This window comes from Streptomyces sp. TRM68416 (assembly GCF_014596915.1).
Classification (GTDB): Bacteria; Actinomycetota; Actinomycetes; order Streptomycetales; family Streptomycetaceae; genus Streptomyces.
The window spans coordinates 83,556-98,928 of record NZ_JACVWU010000024.1 but is presented as its reverse complement, the minus strand read 5'-3'; the positions used below and the strand labels follow the sequence as shown (position 1 = coordinate 98,928).

Sequence of the window (15,373 nt, the reverse complement as noted above, 5' to 3'; positions counted from 1 at the left end):
GGCATCGATGAGTCACCGCCGCTTTCCTGCGACCTGATCCGCCGGACAGGCCCTAGAGGCGCCGGGAATACCTCACGGGCACCCCTCGTTTTGGGGGATGGCCCCAGTCCTGGCAGACTGGTACGTCGGCTCCGGTTCACGCCCCCGCATCCCGCGGCGGCGACCCGGCGCCCTCCCGAAACTAGGAGACACCTTGAAGCGCGACATCCACCCCGAGTACGTCGAGACGCAGGTCAGCTGCACCTGTGGCGCGTCGTTCACCACCCGTAGCACGATCTCGTCCGGCGCCATCCGCGCCGAGGTCTGCTCCGAGTGCCACCCGTTCTACACGGGCAAGCAGAAGATCCTCGACACCGGTGGCCGCGTGGCCCGCTTCGAGGCCCGCTTCGGCAAGGCTGCTGCCGGCTCCAAGTAGCGAGCCCCATTCCGCCGGTCCACGGCCGCGCCCCCACCAGGGCGCGCCGGGACCGGCGTTTTTGGTCGCCGCCCACTTCACCGCCGTACGAAAGCAGGAGCCCAAGATGTTCGAGGCCGTCGAGGAACTCGTCGCCGAGCACGCCGACCTGGAGAAGAAGCTCGCCGATCCGTCGGTCTTCGCCGACCAGGCGAACGCGCGCAAGCTGAACAAGCGCTACGCCGAGCTCACCCCGATCGTCGCCACGTACCGCTCCTGGAAGCAGACGGGCGACGACATGGAGACCGCGCGCGAGCTGGCCGCCGACGACCCGGACTTCGCCGCCGAGGTCAAGGAGCTGGACAAGCAGCGCGAGGAGCTGACCGAGAAGCTGCGGCTGCTGCTGGTCCCGCGCGACCCCAGCGACGACAAGGACGTCATCCTGGAGATCAAGGCGGGCGCCGGCGGCGACGAGTCCGCGCTGTTCGCCGGTGACCTGCTGCGCATGTACCTGCGCTACGCCGAGCGGGTCGGCTGGAAGACCGAGATCATCGACGCCACCGAGTCCGAGCTGGGCGGCTACAAGGACGTCCAGGTCGCCGTGAAGACGAAGGGCGGCCAGGGCGCCACCGAGCCCGGCCAGGGCGTGTGGGCCCGCCTGAAGTACGAGGGCGGCGTGCACCGCGTGCAGCGCGTGCCGGCCACCGAGTCCCAGGGCCGCATCCACACCTCCGCGGCCGGTGTCCTCGTCACCCCCGAAGCGGAGGAGGTCGACGTGGAGATCAACCCCAACGACCTCCGCATCGACGTGTACCGCTCCTCCGGCCCCGGCGGGCAGTCCGTCAACACGACGGACTCCGCCGTGCGCATCACCCACATCCCCACCGGAGTGGTCGCTTCCTGCCAGAACGAGAAGAGCCAGCTGCAGAACAAGGAGCAGGCCTTGCGTATCCTGCGCTCCAGGCTGCTCGCAGCGGCACAGGAGGAGGCGGAGCGGGAGGCCGCCGACGCCCGCCGCAGCCAGGTCCGCACCGTCGACCGCTCCGAGAAGATCCGTACGTACAACTTCCCGGAGAACCGCATCTCGGACCACCGCGTCGGATTCAAGGCGTACAACCTGGACCAGGTCCTGGACGGCGACCTCGACGCGGTGATCCAGGCCTGCGTCGACGCGGACTCGGCCGCCAAGCTCGCAGCCGCGTAAGGCACGGAGACTCTTGAGTACCGGAGGACGAGCGTGAACCTGCTGCTCGCGGAGGTGGCACAGGCCACCCAGCGGCTGGCCGACGCCGGCGTGCCCTCGCCGCGCAACGACGCGGAGGAGCTCGCCGCGTTCGTGCACGGCGTGAAGCGGGGCGAGCTGCACTCCGTGAAGGATGCGGACTTCGACGCCCGCTACTGGGAGGTCGTCGCGCGCCGTGAGCAGCGCGAGCCGCTCCAGCACATCACCGGGCGCGCCTTCTTCCGGTACCTGGAGCTCCAGGTCGGGCCGGGCGTCTTCGTGCCCCGGCCCGAGACGGAGTCCGTGGTGGGCTGGGCGATAGACGCCGTACGCGCCATGGACGTCGTCGAGCCCTGCATCGTCGACCTGTGCACCGGCTCCGGTGCCATCGCGCTCGCCCTCGCCCAGGAGGTCCCGCGCTCCCGGGTGCACGCCGTGGAGCTGTCCGAGGACGCGCTCCAGTGGACCCGCAAGAACATGGAGGGGTCCAGGGTCGACCTGCGTCAGGGCAACGCCCTGGACGCCTTCCCCGACCTCGACGGCCAGGTCGACCTGGTCGTCTCCAACCCGCCGTACATCCCGCTGACCGAATGGGAGTACGTCGCTCCCGAGGCGCGGGACTACGATCCCGAACTCGCCCTGTTCTCCGGCGAGGACGGCCTGGACCTGATCCGCGGCCTGGAGCGCACCGCACACCGGCTGCTGCGCCCCGGCGGGGTCGTCGTCATCGAGCACGCCGACACCCAGGGCGGCCAGGTGCCGTGGATCTTCACCGAGGAGCGGGGCTGGGCCGACGCGGCCGACCACCCCGACCTCAACAACCGCCCCCGCTTCGCCACGGCCCGCAAGGCACTGCCGTGAGCACCGCCAAGACCTTTCAGATGTACGTGTACGAGGAGGCCCGCTAGACATGGCTCGGCGATACGACACCAACGACGCGACCGACCGCACGACCGGTCTGCGCGAGGCCGCGTCCGCCGTCCGCCGTGGCGAGCTCGTGGTGCTGCCGACGGACACGGTCTACGGCATCGGCGCCGACGCGTTCACCAAGGAGGCCGTCGGCGACCTGCTGGAGGCCAAGGGCCGGGGCCGCAACATGCCCACGCCCGTCCTCATCGGCTCCCCGAACACGCTGCACGGTCTGGTCACCGACTTCTCGGAGCTGGCCTGGGAGCTGGTCGACGCGTTCTGGCCGGGTGCGCTGACCCTCGTCGCCAAGCACCAGCCGTCCCTGCAGTGGGACCTGGGCGACACCCGGGGCACGGTCGCGGTGCGCATGCCGCTGCACCCGGTGGCGCTGGAGCTGCTGACCGAGGTCGGCCCGATGGCGGTCTCCTCGGCCAACCTGACCGGCCACCCGGCGCCGGAGGACTGCGACGCGGCCCAGGGCATGCTCGGCGACTCCGTCTCCGTGTACCTGGACGGCGGCCCCACGCCCGGCAACGTGCCGTCGTCGATCGTCGACGTGACGCGAGAGGTCCCGCTGCTGCTGCGCGAGGGCGCGATCTCGGCGGACGAGCTCCGCAAGGTCGTACCCGACCTCGAGGTGGCGAATTGACAGCCCCTGACGCGGGGCGTGGCATAGGCAACGGGGAAGAGACGACCACCTTCGGGTTCCCGAGGGACACCTTCCGCATCCTCCACGTCAGCACCGGCAACGTGTGCCGCTCGCCGATCACCGAGCGGCTGACGCGGCATTTCGTGATGCAGCGGCTCGGCATCCTGGGCGGCGCGCTGATCGTGGAGAGCGCGGGCACCTGGGGCCACGAGGGCGCGCCCATGGAGGCCAACGCGGAGACGGTCCTCGCCGACTTCGGCGCCGACGCCTCCGGTTTCGTCGGCCGGGAGCTCCTCGACGAGCACGTGATCCGCGCCGACCTGGTCCTGACCGCGACCCGCGACCACCGCGCCCAGGTCGTCTCGATGGGTCACTCGGCGGGCCTGCGCACCTTCACCCTGAAGGAGTTCACCCGCCTGGTGAACGCCATCGACCCGGCCACCCTGCCCCCGCTGGAGGACGGCGTGGTCGAACGCGCCCGCGCCCTGGTGCGCGCCGCGGCGGCGCTGCGCGGGTGGCTCCTGGCCCCGACGGCCGAGGCGGACGAGGTCTACGACCCGTACGGGGCACCCCTGCCGTTCTTCCGCTCCATCGGCGACGAGATACACCAGGCCCTGGACCCCGTCGTCACGGCACTCACCGGCGTACCTGCGCGAGCCTGACGCGGGCCGCGGCGCCATGGACCCGGTCGTCACGGCGCTCACAGGTGTCCCCGCAAGGACCTGACAACCGAGCGCCCCAGGGCTCCCGGGCCTACATTGGACGTACGCCACCGCCAACGGCCGGAGTCCACCATGTCGGTCAGCCCTGCTCTTGAGGTCGAAGCCGAGGTCCTGCGCCGGCAGGATCCCCAGCTCGCGGAGATCCTGCTCGGGGAACGGCAGCGGCAGGCGACGACGCTTCAGCTGATCGCCGCCGAGAACTTCACCTCCCCGGCCGTCCTGGCCGCCCTCGGCTCGCCGCTGGCCAACAAGTACGCCGAGGGCTACCCCGGCGCCCGGCACCACGGCGGCTGCGAGATCGTCGACGTCGCCGAACGCATCGCCGTGGACCGGGCGAAGGCCCTGTTCGGCGCCGAACACGCCAACGTACAGGCGCACTCGGGCTCGTCGGCCGTGCTCGCGGCCTACGCCGCCCTGCTGCGCCCCGGCGACACCGTCCTGGCGCTCGGCCTGCCCTACGGCGGTCATCTCACGCACGGCTCGCCCGCCAACTTCTCCGGCCGCTGGTTCGACTTCGTCCCCTACGGCGTGGACGCGGAGACCGGCCTGATCGACCACGACCAGGTGCGCACCCTGGCCCGCGGCCACCGTCCCAAGGCCATCGTGTGCGGCTCCATCGCCTACCCCCGCCACCTCGACTACGCCTTCTTCCGCGAGGTCGCCGACGAGGTGGGCGCCTATCTCGTCGCGGACGCCGCGCACCCCATCGGTCTGGTCGCCGGGGGAGCGGCGCCCAGTCCGGTGCCGTACGCCGACATCGTCTGCGCCACCACGCACAAGGTGCTGCGCGGGCCGCGCGGCGGGATGATCCTGTGCGGCGGCGAGCTGGCCGAGCGGGTGGACCGGGCGGTCTTCCCCTTCACCCAGGGCGGGGCACAGATGCACACCATCGCCGCCAAGGCGGTCGCGTTCGGCGAGGCGGCAACACCGGCGTTCACCGCGTACGCCCATCAGGTGGTCGCCAATGCGAGGGTTCTCGCGGCCGGTCTCGCCGCCGAGGGGCTGGTGGTGACGACGGGCGGCACGGACACGCATCTGATCACCGCCGACCCGGCGCCGCTCGGCGTCGACGGCCGCGCCGCCCGTGGCCGGCTGGCCGCCGCCGGGATCGTCCTGGACTGCTGCCCGCTGCCGCACGGCGACGGCAGGGGGCTGCGCCTGGGCACGGCGGCGCTGACCACGCAGGGCATGGGGGAGGAGGAGATGGCCCGGATCGCCGCCCTGACGGCGGGCGTGCTCCGGGGCGAGACCGAGACCCAGAAGGCACGTGAAGAAGTGCGGGAGCTGGCCGGGGGATTTCCGCCGTATCCGGGCTGAGCGGGGGTACACGCACCTGCATGCACAGGTACACGTGCAACCATCGTCGCTACCCGGAAGTCCCCAACCATATGCGCTCCTCGCTAGGGTGTGGGGCTGAGATGGCCAGCGAGACCTGTGGGGAAGCCCGTGCGTGAATACCTGCTGACGCTCTGCATCACGGCCGCGGTGACGTATCTGCTGACAGGGCCGGTACGCAAGTTCGCGATCGTGGCCGGAGCGATGCCGGAGATCCGGGCGCGGGACGTGCACCGCGAACCGACTCCGCGCCTCGGCGGCATCGCGATGTTCTTCGGTCTGTGCGCGGGCCTGCTGGTCGCCGACCATCTGACGAACCTCAGCACCGTCTTCGACAACTCCAACGAGCCGCGGGCGCTGCTCTCGGGGGCCGCGCTGATCTGGCTGATCGGTGTGCTGGACGACAAGTTCGAGATCGACGCCCTGATCAAGCTGGGCGGCCAGATGATCGCCGCCGGCGTCATGGTCATGCAGGGCCTGACGATCCTGTGGCTGCCCATCCCCGGCGTCGGCAACGTCGCGCTGACCCAGTGGCAGGGCACCCTGCTCACCGTCGCGCTGGTCGTCATCACCATCAACGCGGTGAACTTCGTCGACGGCCTCGACGGCCTCGCCGCCGGCATGGTGTGCATCGCGTCGGCCGCGTTCTTCCTCTACGCCTACCGCGTCTGGGTCTCCTACGGCATCGAGTCCGCCGCCCCGGCCACCCTGTTCGCGGCGATCCTCATGGGCATGTGCCTGGGCTTCCTGCCGCACAACATGCACCCCGCGCGGATCTTCATGGGCGACTCGGGCTCGATGCTCATCGGCCTGGTGCTCGCCGCCGGCGCCATCTCCATCACCGGGCAGGTCGACCCGGACGCGCTGAAGCTGTTCGCCGGATCCGAGCAGGCGGCGGTGCACCAGACGGTCCCCGTCTACATCCCGCTGCTGCTGCCGCTGACCATCATCGCGATCCCGGCCGCGGACCTGGTGCTGGCGATCGTGCGGCGCACCTGGCGCGGTCAGTCGCCGTTCGCGGCGGACCGCGGCCACCTGCACCACCGTCTGCTGGAGATCGGCCACAGCCACAGCCGCGCGGTCCTGATCATGTACTTCTGGTCGGCGCTGATCGCCTTCGGCGCCCTGGCCTACTCGGTGAACTCGGCGTCCATGTGGATCGTGCTGGGCGTGGTGGTACTGAGCGCGATCGGCCTCGTCCTGCTCCTGCTGCCCCGCTTCACGCCGCGCGCCCCGATGTGGGCCCAGCGGGTCGTGCCGCCGCGCTACCGGCGCCGGGTCCCCGTGGCGGAGCCGGCCGCGGCCACCCCGCAGACGCCCGAGGGGGAGGCCGTGCCCACGCCCGTCGGAGTGGCGGGCGTCAACGGCGCGACGGCCCTCGGCGCCCGTTCGCACCTCCTGGACAGGCGTAAAGCGGGAACGCCGCGCTGACGCGGCAAGGTAAGAATCTGACTAGAGCATTGCCAAACCGTGGGGGAACGAACTGGCCCTATATCAGACAAAGGGGCGCGGTTCCTGCACAGACGTGCACTGTCACTCTCATGTGTGACACCGAGCACACCCGACAGGTAAAGACCTCATCAAATAGTTTGTGATACCGTTCACGAGAACCCCCGGACAGAGCCGAAGGACCGCAGTGCGACGGTCCATTGGCGTGAGGTTCTCTCTCAACCCGGGACTACGCTCGTCCATGACGACACCCTGCCCCCTGCGAAAGCGGAGTTGCCGCCATGCCGTCCAATGACGCCCGGATCCTGCTCCAGGCCGCTGTGCCCACAGCCGCCGTCGGTGCTGTTGCAGCCGTCGTCAGCGGTGTGGTGGCCGGCGGCAAGGGGGCGGTCGGAGCGGTCGTTGCGACGCTGGTCGTGATCCTTTTCATGGGAATCGGGTTCTACGTTCTGCAGCGCACTGCCAAATCGCTTCCGCACCTGTTCCAGGCAATGGGTCTCATGCTCTATGCGGCGCAGATTCTTCTGCTGTTCATCTTCGTCGCCGCGTTCAAGAACACCACGCTGTTCAATCCCCGTGCTTTCGCGCTCACTCTGGTCATCGGCACCCTTGCCTGGATCGCCGCCCAGACGCGTGCGCACATGAAGTCCAAGATCCTCTACGTCGAGCCCGATTCGGCCGCCTCCTCGAACGGCGACAAGCCCGAAAAATCGGGGCACTCGTCGTGAGGGGTAGGGCCGGGATAAAGGCGCGTGAGAGATCCTGCTATCGTCCGGTGCCAACTGCGGCATCGCGGGCGCGGGCATCCGAGCTGACGCCTGCTCAATCGCGAGGCGAGATGCCCCACAGCCGCCCCCACATCCGTAACACCAGTCCCGTGCCGAACCGCGGTAGCTTGCCGCGCCGACACAACGAGGTTGCCGTACCTATGCGCCACGATGAAGGAGCCCGCGGTGAGTGCTGACCCGACGCAGGTGCTCGCCTTCGAGACCGACTGCCACCTGTTCGACGGGTGTGGCTTCCCGGCTCCCGGCCTGCACTCGTTCCTCTTCGAGCCGCTCTGGGGCGACGCAGACGGCAACGGCTTCTACTTCAACAAGCCGATGCTGCTCGCCCTCCTCGGCTCGATCATCGTGGTCGGCTTCTTCTGGGCCGCCTTCGCCAAGCCGAAGGTGATCCCGGGCAAGCTCCAGATGGTCGCCGAGATGGGCTACGACTTCGTACGCCGCGGCATCGTCTACGAGACGATCGGCAAGAAGGAGGGCGAGAAGTACGTACCGCTCGCGGTCGCCCTCTTCTTCTTCATCTGGATGATGAACCTCTGGTCGATCATCCCGGTCGCCCAGTTCCCGGTGACCTCGATCATCGCCTACCCGGCCATCCTGGCCCTGATCGTCTACATCACCTGGGTCTCGCTGACGTTCAAGCGGCACGGTTTCGTCGGCGCCTTCAAGAACTTCACGGGCTACGACAAGTCGCTCGGCGCGGTGCTCCCGCTGGCCATGACGATCGAGTTCTTCTCGAACCTCCTGGTCCGCCCCTTCACGCACGCGGTGCGACTCTTCGCGAATATGTTCGCCGGCCACACGCTGCTGCTGCTGTTCACCATCGCCAGCTGGTACATGCTCAACGGCATCGGCATCGCCTACTCGGCCGTCTCGTTCACGATGGTCATCGTCATGACCGCGTTCGAGCTGTTCATCCAGGCGGTTCAGGCGTACGTCTTCGTCCTGCTGACCTGCACCTTCATCCAGGGCGCGCTCGCCGAGCACCACTGAGCACCCCGCTTTCGAACCCCATAGTCGTCCGGTGGCCAACCCCCACCGGTCCGTAAAGAGAAGGAAGAACTGGCATGTCCCAGACCCTCGCTGCTGTCACCGGTGACCTCGGCTCCGTCGGTTACGGTCTCGCTGCCATCGGCCCCGGCGTCGGCGTCGGCATCATCTTCGGCAACGGCACCCAGGCCCTCGCCCGCCAGCCCGAGGCTGCCGGCCTGATCCGCGCCAACCAGATCCTGGGCTTCGCCTTCTGTGAGGCGCTCGCCCTGATCGGTCTCGTCATGCCGTTCGTCTACTAAGACGAGCCCGGACGACCGACCCTTTCGACGAAAGGCACTGATGTGACATCCGCCCTGGTTTTCCTGGCGGCTGAGGGGGAGAAGGAGAATCCCCTCATCCCGCCGTGGCCGGAAGTTGTCATCGGCCTCATCGCTTTCGTCATCGTCTTCGGCTTCCTCGCCAAGAAGCTCCTCCCGACCATCAACAAGGTCCTGGAAGAGCGTCGCGAGGCCATCGAGGGCGGTATCGAGAAGGCCGAGGCCGCGCAGACCGAGGCCCAGAGCGTCCTTGAGCAGTACAAGGCTCAGCTCGCCGAGGCCCGGCACGAGGCCGCGCGTCTGCGCCAGGAGGCGCAGGAGCAGGGCGCCGCGCTCATCGCCGAGATGCGTGCGGAAGGCCAGCGGCAGCGCGAGGAGATCGTCGCCGCCGGTCACGCCCAGATCGAGGCCGACCGCAAGGCCGCCGCGTCCGCGCTGCGCCAGGACGTCGGCAAGCTCGCCACGGACCTGGCCGGCAAGCTCGTCGGCGAGTCCCTCGAGGACCACGCCCGCCAGAGCCGTGTCATCGACCGCTTCCTCGACGAGCTTGAGGAGAAGGCAGAGGCGGCTCGATGACAGCGCACGGAGCGAGCCGCGAGGCCACCGCAGCGGGACGTGAGCGTCTCGACGCGCTGACGGACAACACGTCCGTGGACGCGGCGCAGCTCGCCGACGAGCTGGCGGCCGTCACCGCGCTGCTCGACCGCGAGGTGTCGCTGCGTCGGGTCCTGACCGACCCGGCGCAGGCCGGTGAGGCCAAGGCCGAGCTGGTCCAGCGCCTGCTCGGTGGCCAGGTCGGCGGCGAGACCGCCGATCTGCTGGCCGGTCTGGTGCGCTCCCGCTGGTCGCAGTCGCGCGACCTGGTGGACGCCCTGGAGCAGCTGGCGAACACCGCCGACCTCACCGCCGCGCAGCGTGCGGGCACGCTCGACAACGTCGAGGACGAGCTCTTCCGGTTCGGCCGGATCGTCTCTTCGAACACCGAGCTGCGCGCCGCGCTGACCAACCGCTCGGCGAACACCTCGGCCAAGGGCGAGCTGCTGCGCAGCCTGCTCGGCGGCCGGGCCGATGCCACCACCGAGCGTCTGGTGACGCGCCTTGTGACCGCGCCGCGTGGACGTAGCCTGGAGTCGGGACTGGAGTCCCTGTCCAAGCTCGCCGCCGAGCGCCGGGACCGCATGGTCGCGGTCGTCACCTCGGCGGTGCCGCTGAGCGACGGCCAGAAGCAGCGCCTCGGCGCCGCCCTGGCGAAGCTCTACGGTCGCCAGATGCACCTCAACCTCGACGTGGACCCCGCGGTCCTCGGCGGGATCCGGGTGCAGGTCGGTGACGAGGTCATCAACGGCTCCCTCGCCGACCGCATCGAGGACGCCGGCCGCCGCGTGGCGGGCTGAGCAGTAACTCCATACGCAGTACTACTTACGACGGCCCTGGTTGGGCCGTGCAGAAGAATCCTGGGGGTCGCCCCCAGACCCCCAAAGTGAAACTTCGGGCCCAACAAGGAGAGCAGGGAACCCAGATGGCGGAGCTCACGATCCGGCCGGAGGAGATCCGGGACGCGCTGGAGAACTTCGTCCAGTCGTACAAGCCGGACGCGGCCTCGCGCGAGGAGGTCGGTACGGTCACCCTTGCCGGCGACGGCATCGCGAAGGTCGAGGGTCTGCCCTCGGCCATGGCCAACGAACTGCTGAAGTTCGAGGACGGCACCCTCGGCCTCGCCCTCAACCTCGAGGAGCGCGAGATCGGTGCCATCGTCCTCGGTGAGTTCAGCGGCATCGAGGAGGGTCAGCCGGTCACGCGTACCGGTGAGGTCCTCTCCGTGGCCGTCGGCGAGGGCTACCTCGGCCGCGTCGTCGACCCGCTCGGCAACCCGATCGACGGCCTCGGCGAGATCGAGACGTCCGGTCGTCGTGCGCTGGAGCTGCAGGCCCCCACGGTCATGCAGCGCAAGTCGGTGCACGAGCCGATGGAGACCGGCTACAAGGCCGTCGACGCGATGACCCCGATCGGCCGCGGTCAGCGTCAGCTGATCATCGGTGACCGCCAGACCGGCAAGACCGCCCTGGCCGTCGACACGATCATCAACCAGCGCGACAACTGGCGCTCGGGCGACCCGAAGAAGCAGGTCCGCTGCATCTACGTCGCCATCGGCCAGAAGGGCTCCACCATCGCGTCGGTCCGCCGCGCGCTGGAGGAGAACGGCGCGCTGGAGTACACGACCATCGTCGCCGCCCCGGCGTCCGACCCGGCCGGCTTCAAGTACCTGGCGCCGTACACCGGTTCGGCCATCGGTCAGCAGTGGATGTACGAGGGCAAGCACGTCCTCATCATCTTCGACGACCTGTCGAAGCAGGCCGACGCCTACCGTGCCGTGTCGCTGCTGCTGCGCCGCCCGCCGGGCCGTGAGGCCTACCCGGGTGACGTCTTCTACCTGCACTCCCGTCTGCTGGAGCGCTGCGCCAAGCTCTCCGACGACATGGGCGCCGGCTCGATGACCGGTCTGCCGATCGTCGAGACCAAGGCCAACGACGTCTCGGCGTTCATCCCGACCAACGTCATCTCCATCACCGACGGCCAGTGCTTCCTGGAGTCGGACCTGTTCAACGCCGGTCAGCGCCCCGCGCTGAACGTCGGTATCTCCGTCTCCCGAGTCGGTGGTTCCGCGCAGCACAAGGCGATGAAGCAGGTTTCGGGTCGTCTCCGCGTGGACCTCGCCCAGTTCCGTGAGCTGGAGGCGTTCGCCGCCTTCGGTTCCGACCTGGACGCCGCGTCGAAGGCGCAGCTGGAGCGCGGTCAGCGCATGGTCGAGCTGCTCAAGCAGGCTCAGTACCAGCCGATGTCCACCGAGGACCAGGTCGTCTCCGTCTGGGCCGGCACCACCGGCAAGATGGACGACGTTCCGGTCGCCGACATCCGCCGCTTCGAGAAGGAGCTCCTGGAGTACCTGCACCGCAAGGAGCAGGGCCTCATGACCTCCATCCGCGAGGGCGGCAAGCTGTCGGACGACACCCTCACCGCTGTTGCCGACGCGATCGCCGACTTCAAGAAGCAGTTCGAGACCTCGGACGGCAAGCTTCTCGGCGAGGACGCCCCGGCCGCCGCCAAGTGACGTAAGGAAGGGACCTGACTCATGGGAGCCCAGCTCCGGGTCTACAAGCGTCGCATCCGATCCGTCACCGCGACCAAGAAGATCACGAAGGCGATGGAGATGATCGCCGCCTCGCGCGTCGTCAAGGCGCAGCGCAAGGTGGCGGCCTCCACGCCGTACGCGACCGAGCTCACCCGCGCGGTCACGGCGGTCGGCACCGGTTCGAACACCAAGCACCCGCTGACCACCCAGGCCGAGACGGTCACCCGGTCCGCGGTGCTGCTCCTGACGAGCGACCGTGGTCTCGCCGGTGCCTTCAACTCCAACGCCATCAAGGCCGCGGAGCAGCTGACCGAGCGCCTGGAGCGCGAGGGCAAGCAGGTCGACACGTACATCGTCGGCCGGCGTGGTCTGGCGCACTACAACTTCCGTGAGCGCAAGGTCTCGGAGTCGTGGACCGGGTTCACGGACGAGCCGACGTACGCGGACGCCAAGAAGGTCGCGGCGCCGCTGATCGAGGCCATCGAGAAGGACACGGCCGAGGGCGGCGTGGACGAGATCCACATCGTCTTCACCGAGTTCGTCTCGATGATGACGCAGACGGCGCTCGACGCCCGTCTGCTGCCGCTCAGCCTCGACGAGGTCGCCAAGGAAGCGGCAGCCCCCAAGGGCGAGATCCTTCCGCTCTACGACTTCGAGCCGTCGGCGGAGGACGTCCTCGACGCCCTTCTGCCGCGCTACGTGGAGAGCCGTATCTACAACGCGCTGCTCCAGTCGGCCGCCTCCAAGCACGCCGCCACGCGGCGCGCGATGAAGTCGGCCACCGACAACGCCGGAGAGCTCATCGAGAACCTCTCCCGGCTTGCCAACGCGGCCCGCCAGGCCGAAATCACCCAGGAAATCAGCGAGATCGTCGGTGGCTCCGCAGCCCTGGCCGACGCGAGCGCGGGGAGTGACAGGTAAATGACGACGACAGTTGAGACGGCCGCTGCCACGGGCCGCGTCGCCCGGGTCATCGGCCCGGTCGTCGACGTGGAGTTCCCCGTCGACGCGATGCCCGACATCTACAACGCCCTTCACGTCGAGGTGGCCGACCCGGCCAACGCCGGTGAGAAGAAGGTCCTGACCCTTGAGGTCGCCCAGCACCTGGGTGACGGCCTGGTCCGGACGATCTCCATGCAGCCCACCGACGGTCTGGTCCGCCAGGCCCCGGTCACCGACACGGGCACGGGCATCACCGTCCCGGTCGGCGACTTCACCAAGGGCAAGGTGTTCAACACCCTCGGTGAGGTGCTGAACGTCGACGAGTCCTACGAGGGCGAGCGCTGGGCGATCCACCGCAAGGCCCCGAACTTCGACGAGCTCGAGTCGAAGACCGAGATGTTCGAGACCGGCGTCAAGGTCATTGACCTTCTCACCCCGTACGTCAAGGGTGGAAAGATCGGTCTGTTCGGTGGTGCCGGCGTCGGCAAGACGGTGCTCATCCAGGAGATGATCTACCGCGTCGCCAACAACCACGACGGTGTCTCCGTGTTCGCCGGTGTCGGTGAGCGCACCCGTGAGGGCAACGACCTCATTGAGGAGATGTCGGACTCGGGCGTCATCGACAAGACCGCGCTGGTCTTCGGCCAGATGGACGAGCCCCCGGGCACCCGTCTGCGCGTCGCGCTGGCCGGCCTCACCATGGCCGAGTACTTCCGTGACGTCCAGAAGCAGGACGTGCTGTTCTTCATCGACAACATCTTCCGCTTCACCCAGGCGGGCTCCGAGGTGTCGACCCTGCTCGGCCGTATGCCCTCCGCGGTGGGTTACCAGCCGAACCTGGCCGACGAGATGGGTCTCCTCCAGGAGCGCATCACCTCGACCCGTGGTCACTCGATCACCTCGATGCAGGCGATCTACGTCCCCGCGGACGACCTGACCGACCCGGCCCCGGCCACCACCTTCGCCCACCTCGACGCGACGACGGTTCTGTCCCGTCCGATCTCCGAGAAGGGCATCTACCCGGCCGTGGACCCGCTGGACTCCACGTCCCGCATCCTGGACCCGCGGTACATCGCGCAGGACCACTACGACGCCGCCATGCGCGTCAAGACGATCCTGCAGAAGTACAAGGACCTCCAGGACATCATCGCGATCCTCGGTATCGACGAGCTCGGCGAGGAGGACAAGCTCGTTGTCCACCGTGCCCGTCGCGTGGAGCGCTTCCTGTCCCAGAACACCCACGTCGCCAAGCAGTTCACCGGCGTCGACGGGTCGGACGTCCCGCTGGACGAGTCGATCGCGGCCTTCAACGCGATCTGCGACGGCGAGTACGACCACTTCCCGGAGCAGGCGTTCTTCATGTGCGGTGGCCTGGAGGACCTCAAGGCCAACGCCAAGGAGCTGGGCGTCTCCTGAACTCGCTGAGTTCGAAGTGAGCCCCGCGGCTCACGTCTGAGGGGGCGGGTGCGTCCCGCCCCCTCTTTCACGCCTACTAGACTTGTAACCAACACCCGGCACACCCGCCGGGTGGTGACCCGAGGAGCCACCCTTGGCTGCTGAGCTGCACGTCGCGCTGGTCGCGGCCGACCGAGAGGTCTGGTCCGGCGAGGCCACCCTGGTCGTCGCGCGCACCACGTCCGGCGACATCGGCGTCATGCCCGGTCACCAGCCGCTGCTCGGTGTGCTGGAGTCGGGCCCGGTGACCATCCGTACGAGTGAAGGTGGAACGGTCGTCGCCGCGGTGCACGGCGGTTTCATCTCGTTCGCGGACAACAAGCTGTCGCTGCTGGCCGAGATCGCCGAACTTTCGGACGAGATCGACATCCAGCGTGCGGAGCGGGCGCTGGAGCGTGCGAAGTCGGAGGCCGACGCCTCCGCCCTGCGGCGCGCCGACGTCCGACTGCGTGCCGCGGCGGCGCGCTGACCCCAGCGCGGATCGCGCGATGACGTACCTCAGCCGCGGCTGGGACCGGAGAGATCCGGTACCAGCCGCGGCTGAGGCAGATATGGATGTTTTTTCCGTTCCGTTACCTGAATTGAAGGTACCTAGGAGACGAGGAGGTCGGTGTCGATGGTCCTCGCTCTGACTGTGTGCGGAATCGTCGTGGCCGTGGTGGTGCTGGGGCTGTTCGTCTTCGGCCTGCGCAGACGGCTCATCCAGCGCTCCGGCGGCACCTTCGACTGCAGCCTGCGCTGGAACACCCCGGAGAAGACGGACACCAGCGGCAAGGGCTGGTCCTACGGCGTGGCCCGCTACAACGGCGACCGCGTCGAGTGGTACCGCGTCTTCTCCTACGCCCCCCGCCCGCGCCGCATCCTGGAGCGCGCCTCGATCGAGGTGGCCGGCCGCCGGGTCCCGGAGGGGGAGGAGGAGCTGGCGCTGCTGTCCGACGCGGTGATCCTGACCTGTCTGCACCGCGGGACGCGCCTTGAGCTGGCGATGAGCGAGGACGCGCTGACCGGTTTCCTCGCCTGGCTGGAGGCGGCTCCGCCCGGACAGAGAGTGAATGTGGCGTAGCCGCATTC

General features: G+C 68.8%; 17 protein-coding genes. All 17 read left to right on the top strand.

All coding sequences use genetic code 11. The features are described from left to right. Nucleotides 1-193: 193 nt before the first annotated feature. On the top strand, nt 194-415 hold the full coding sequence (gene rpmE / locus ICC28_RS31840; protein WP_188292245.1) for a 50S ribosomal protein L31: 222 nt from the start codon (nt 194-196) through the stop codon (nt 413-415). Nucleotides 416-521: 106 nt separating this feature from the next. Then, nucleotides 522-1,598: a peptide chain release factor 1 gene (prfA, locus tag ICC28_RS31835; protein WP_188292244.1), complete on the top strand. Its 1,077-nt coding sequence runs from the start codon at nt 522-524 to the stop codon at nt 1,596-1,598. 33 nt (nt 1,599-1,631) lie between these two features. Next, entirely contained in the window at nt 1,632-2,477 is an 846-nt protein-coding gene (prmC, locus tag ICC28_RS31830; protein WP_188292243.1) for a peptide chain release factor N(5)-glutamine methyltransferase, read from the top strand. Nucleotides 2,478-2,526: 49 nt separating this feature from the next. Continuing rightward, entirely contained in the window at nt 2,527-3,174 is a 648-nt protein-coding gene (locus tag ICC28_RS31825) for an L-threonylcarbamoyladenylate synthase (RefSeq protein ID WP_188292242.1), read from the top strand. Continuing rightward, the gene (locus ICC28_RS31820) at nt 3,171-3,836 is read left to right on the top strand and encodes a protein-tyrosine-phosphatase (protein WP_188292241.1); all 666 of its coding nucleotides are present in this window, start codon (nt 3,171-3,173) and stop codon (nt 3,834-3,836) included. Before ICC28_RS31825 ends, ICC28_RS31820 begins: the two co-directional genes overlap by 4 nt. A gap of 132 nt (nt 3,837-3,968) precedes the next feature. Continuing rightward, a complete protein-coding gene (gene glyA, locus ICC28_RS31815; RefSeq protein WP_188292240.1) occupies nt 3,969-5,213 on the top strand; it encodes a serine hydroxymethyltransferase in 1,245 nt (414 codons plus the stop codon). 129 nt (nt 5,214-5,342) lie between these two features. Further along, entirely contained in the window at nt 5,343-6,662 is a 1,320-nt protein-coding gene (locus tag ICC28_RS31810; protein WP_188292239.1) for an MraY family glycosyltransferase, read from the top strand. A gap of 299 nt (nt 6,663-6,961) precedes the next feature. After that, nucleotides 6,962-7,408 carry a hypothetical protein gene (locus ICC28_RS31805; RefSeq protein WP_188292238.1) on the top strand — a complete coding sequence of 149 codons (447 nt, stop codon included), beginning with the start codon at nt 6,962-6,964 and terminating at the stop codon, nt 7,406-7,408. 210 nt (nt 7,409-7,618) lie between these two features. Further along, nucleotides 7,619-8,458: a F0F1 ATP synthase subunit A gene (gene atpB / locus ICC28_RS31800; protein WP_188292237.1), complete on the top strand. Its 840-nt coding sequence runs from the start codon at nt 7,619-7,621 to the stop codon at nt 8,456-8,458. 74 nt (nt 8,459-8,532) lie between these two features. Then, complete coding sequence (gene atpE / locus ICC28_RS31795) at nt 8,533-8,757, top strand: ATP synthase F0 subunit C (protein WP_018521144.1); 225 nt, start codon at nt 8,533-8,535, stop codon at nt 8,755-8,757. A 42-nt stretch (nt 8,758-8,799) separates the two neighbouring features. Then, nucleotides 8,800-9,351 carry a F0F1 ATP synthase subunit B gene (locus ICC28_RS31790; protein ID WP_188292236.1) on the top strand — a complete coding sequence of 184 codons (552 nt, stop codon included), beginning with the start codon at nt 8,800-8,802 and terminating at the stop codon, nt 9,349-9,351. After that, a complete protein-coding gene (locus ICC28_RS31785; RefSeq protein ID WP_188292235.1) occupies nt 9,348-10,169 on the top strand; it encodes a F0F1 ATP synthase subunit delta in 822 nt (273 codons plus the stop codon). The genes ICC28_RS31790 and ICC28_RS31785 overlap by 4 nt, the downstream gene beginning before the upstream one ends. 125 nt (nt 10,170-10,294) lie before the next feature. Then, nucleotides 10,295-11,884, top strand: a complete 1,590-nt coding sequence (gene atpA / locus ICC28_RS31780; RefSeq protein WP_188292234.1) for a F0F1 ATP synthase subunit alpha — start codon at nt 10,295-10,297, stop codon at nt 11,882-11,884. 21 nt (nt 11,885-11,905) lie between these two features. After that, complete coding sequence (locus ICC28_RS31775; RefSeq protein ID WP_188292233.1) at nt 11,906-12,826, top strand: F0F1 ATP synthase subunit gamma; 921 nt, start codon at nt 11,906-11,908, stop codon at nt 12,824-12,826. Continuing rightward, nucleotides 12,827-14,263, top strand: a complete 1,437-nt coding sequence (gene atpD / locus ICC28_RS31770; protein ID WP_188292232.1) for a F0F1 ATP synthase subunit beta — start codon at nt 12,827-12,829, stop codon at nt 14,261-14,263. A 133-nt stretch (nt 14,264-14,396) separates the two neighbouring features. Continuing rightward, nucleotides 14,397-14,771 (top strand): F0F1 ATP synthase subunit epsilon, encoded by a 375-nt coding sequence (locus ICC28_RS31765; RefSeq protein WP_188292231.1) that lies wholly within the window; start codon nt 14,397-14,399, stop codon nt 14,769-14,771. 147 nt (nt 14,772-14,918) lie between these two features. After that, a complete protein-coding gene (locus ICC28_RS31760) occupies nt 14,919-15,365 on the top strand; it encodes a DUF2550 domain-containing protein (protein WP_188292230.1) in 447 nt (148 codons plus the stop codon). Nucleotides 15,366-15,373 lie beyond the last annotated feature (8 nt).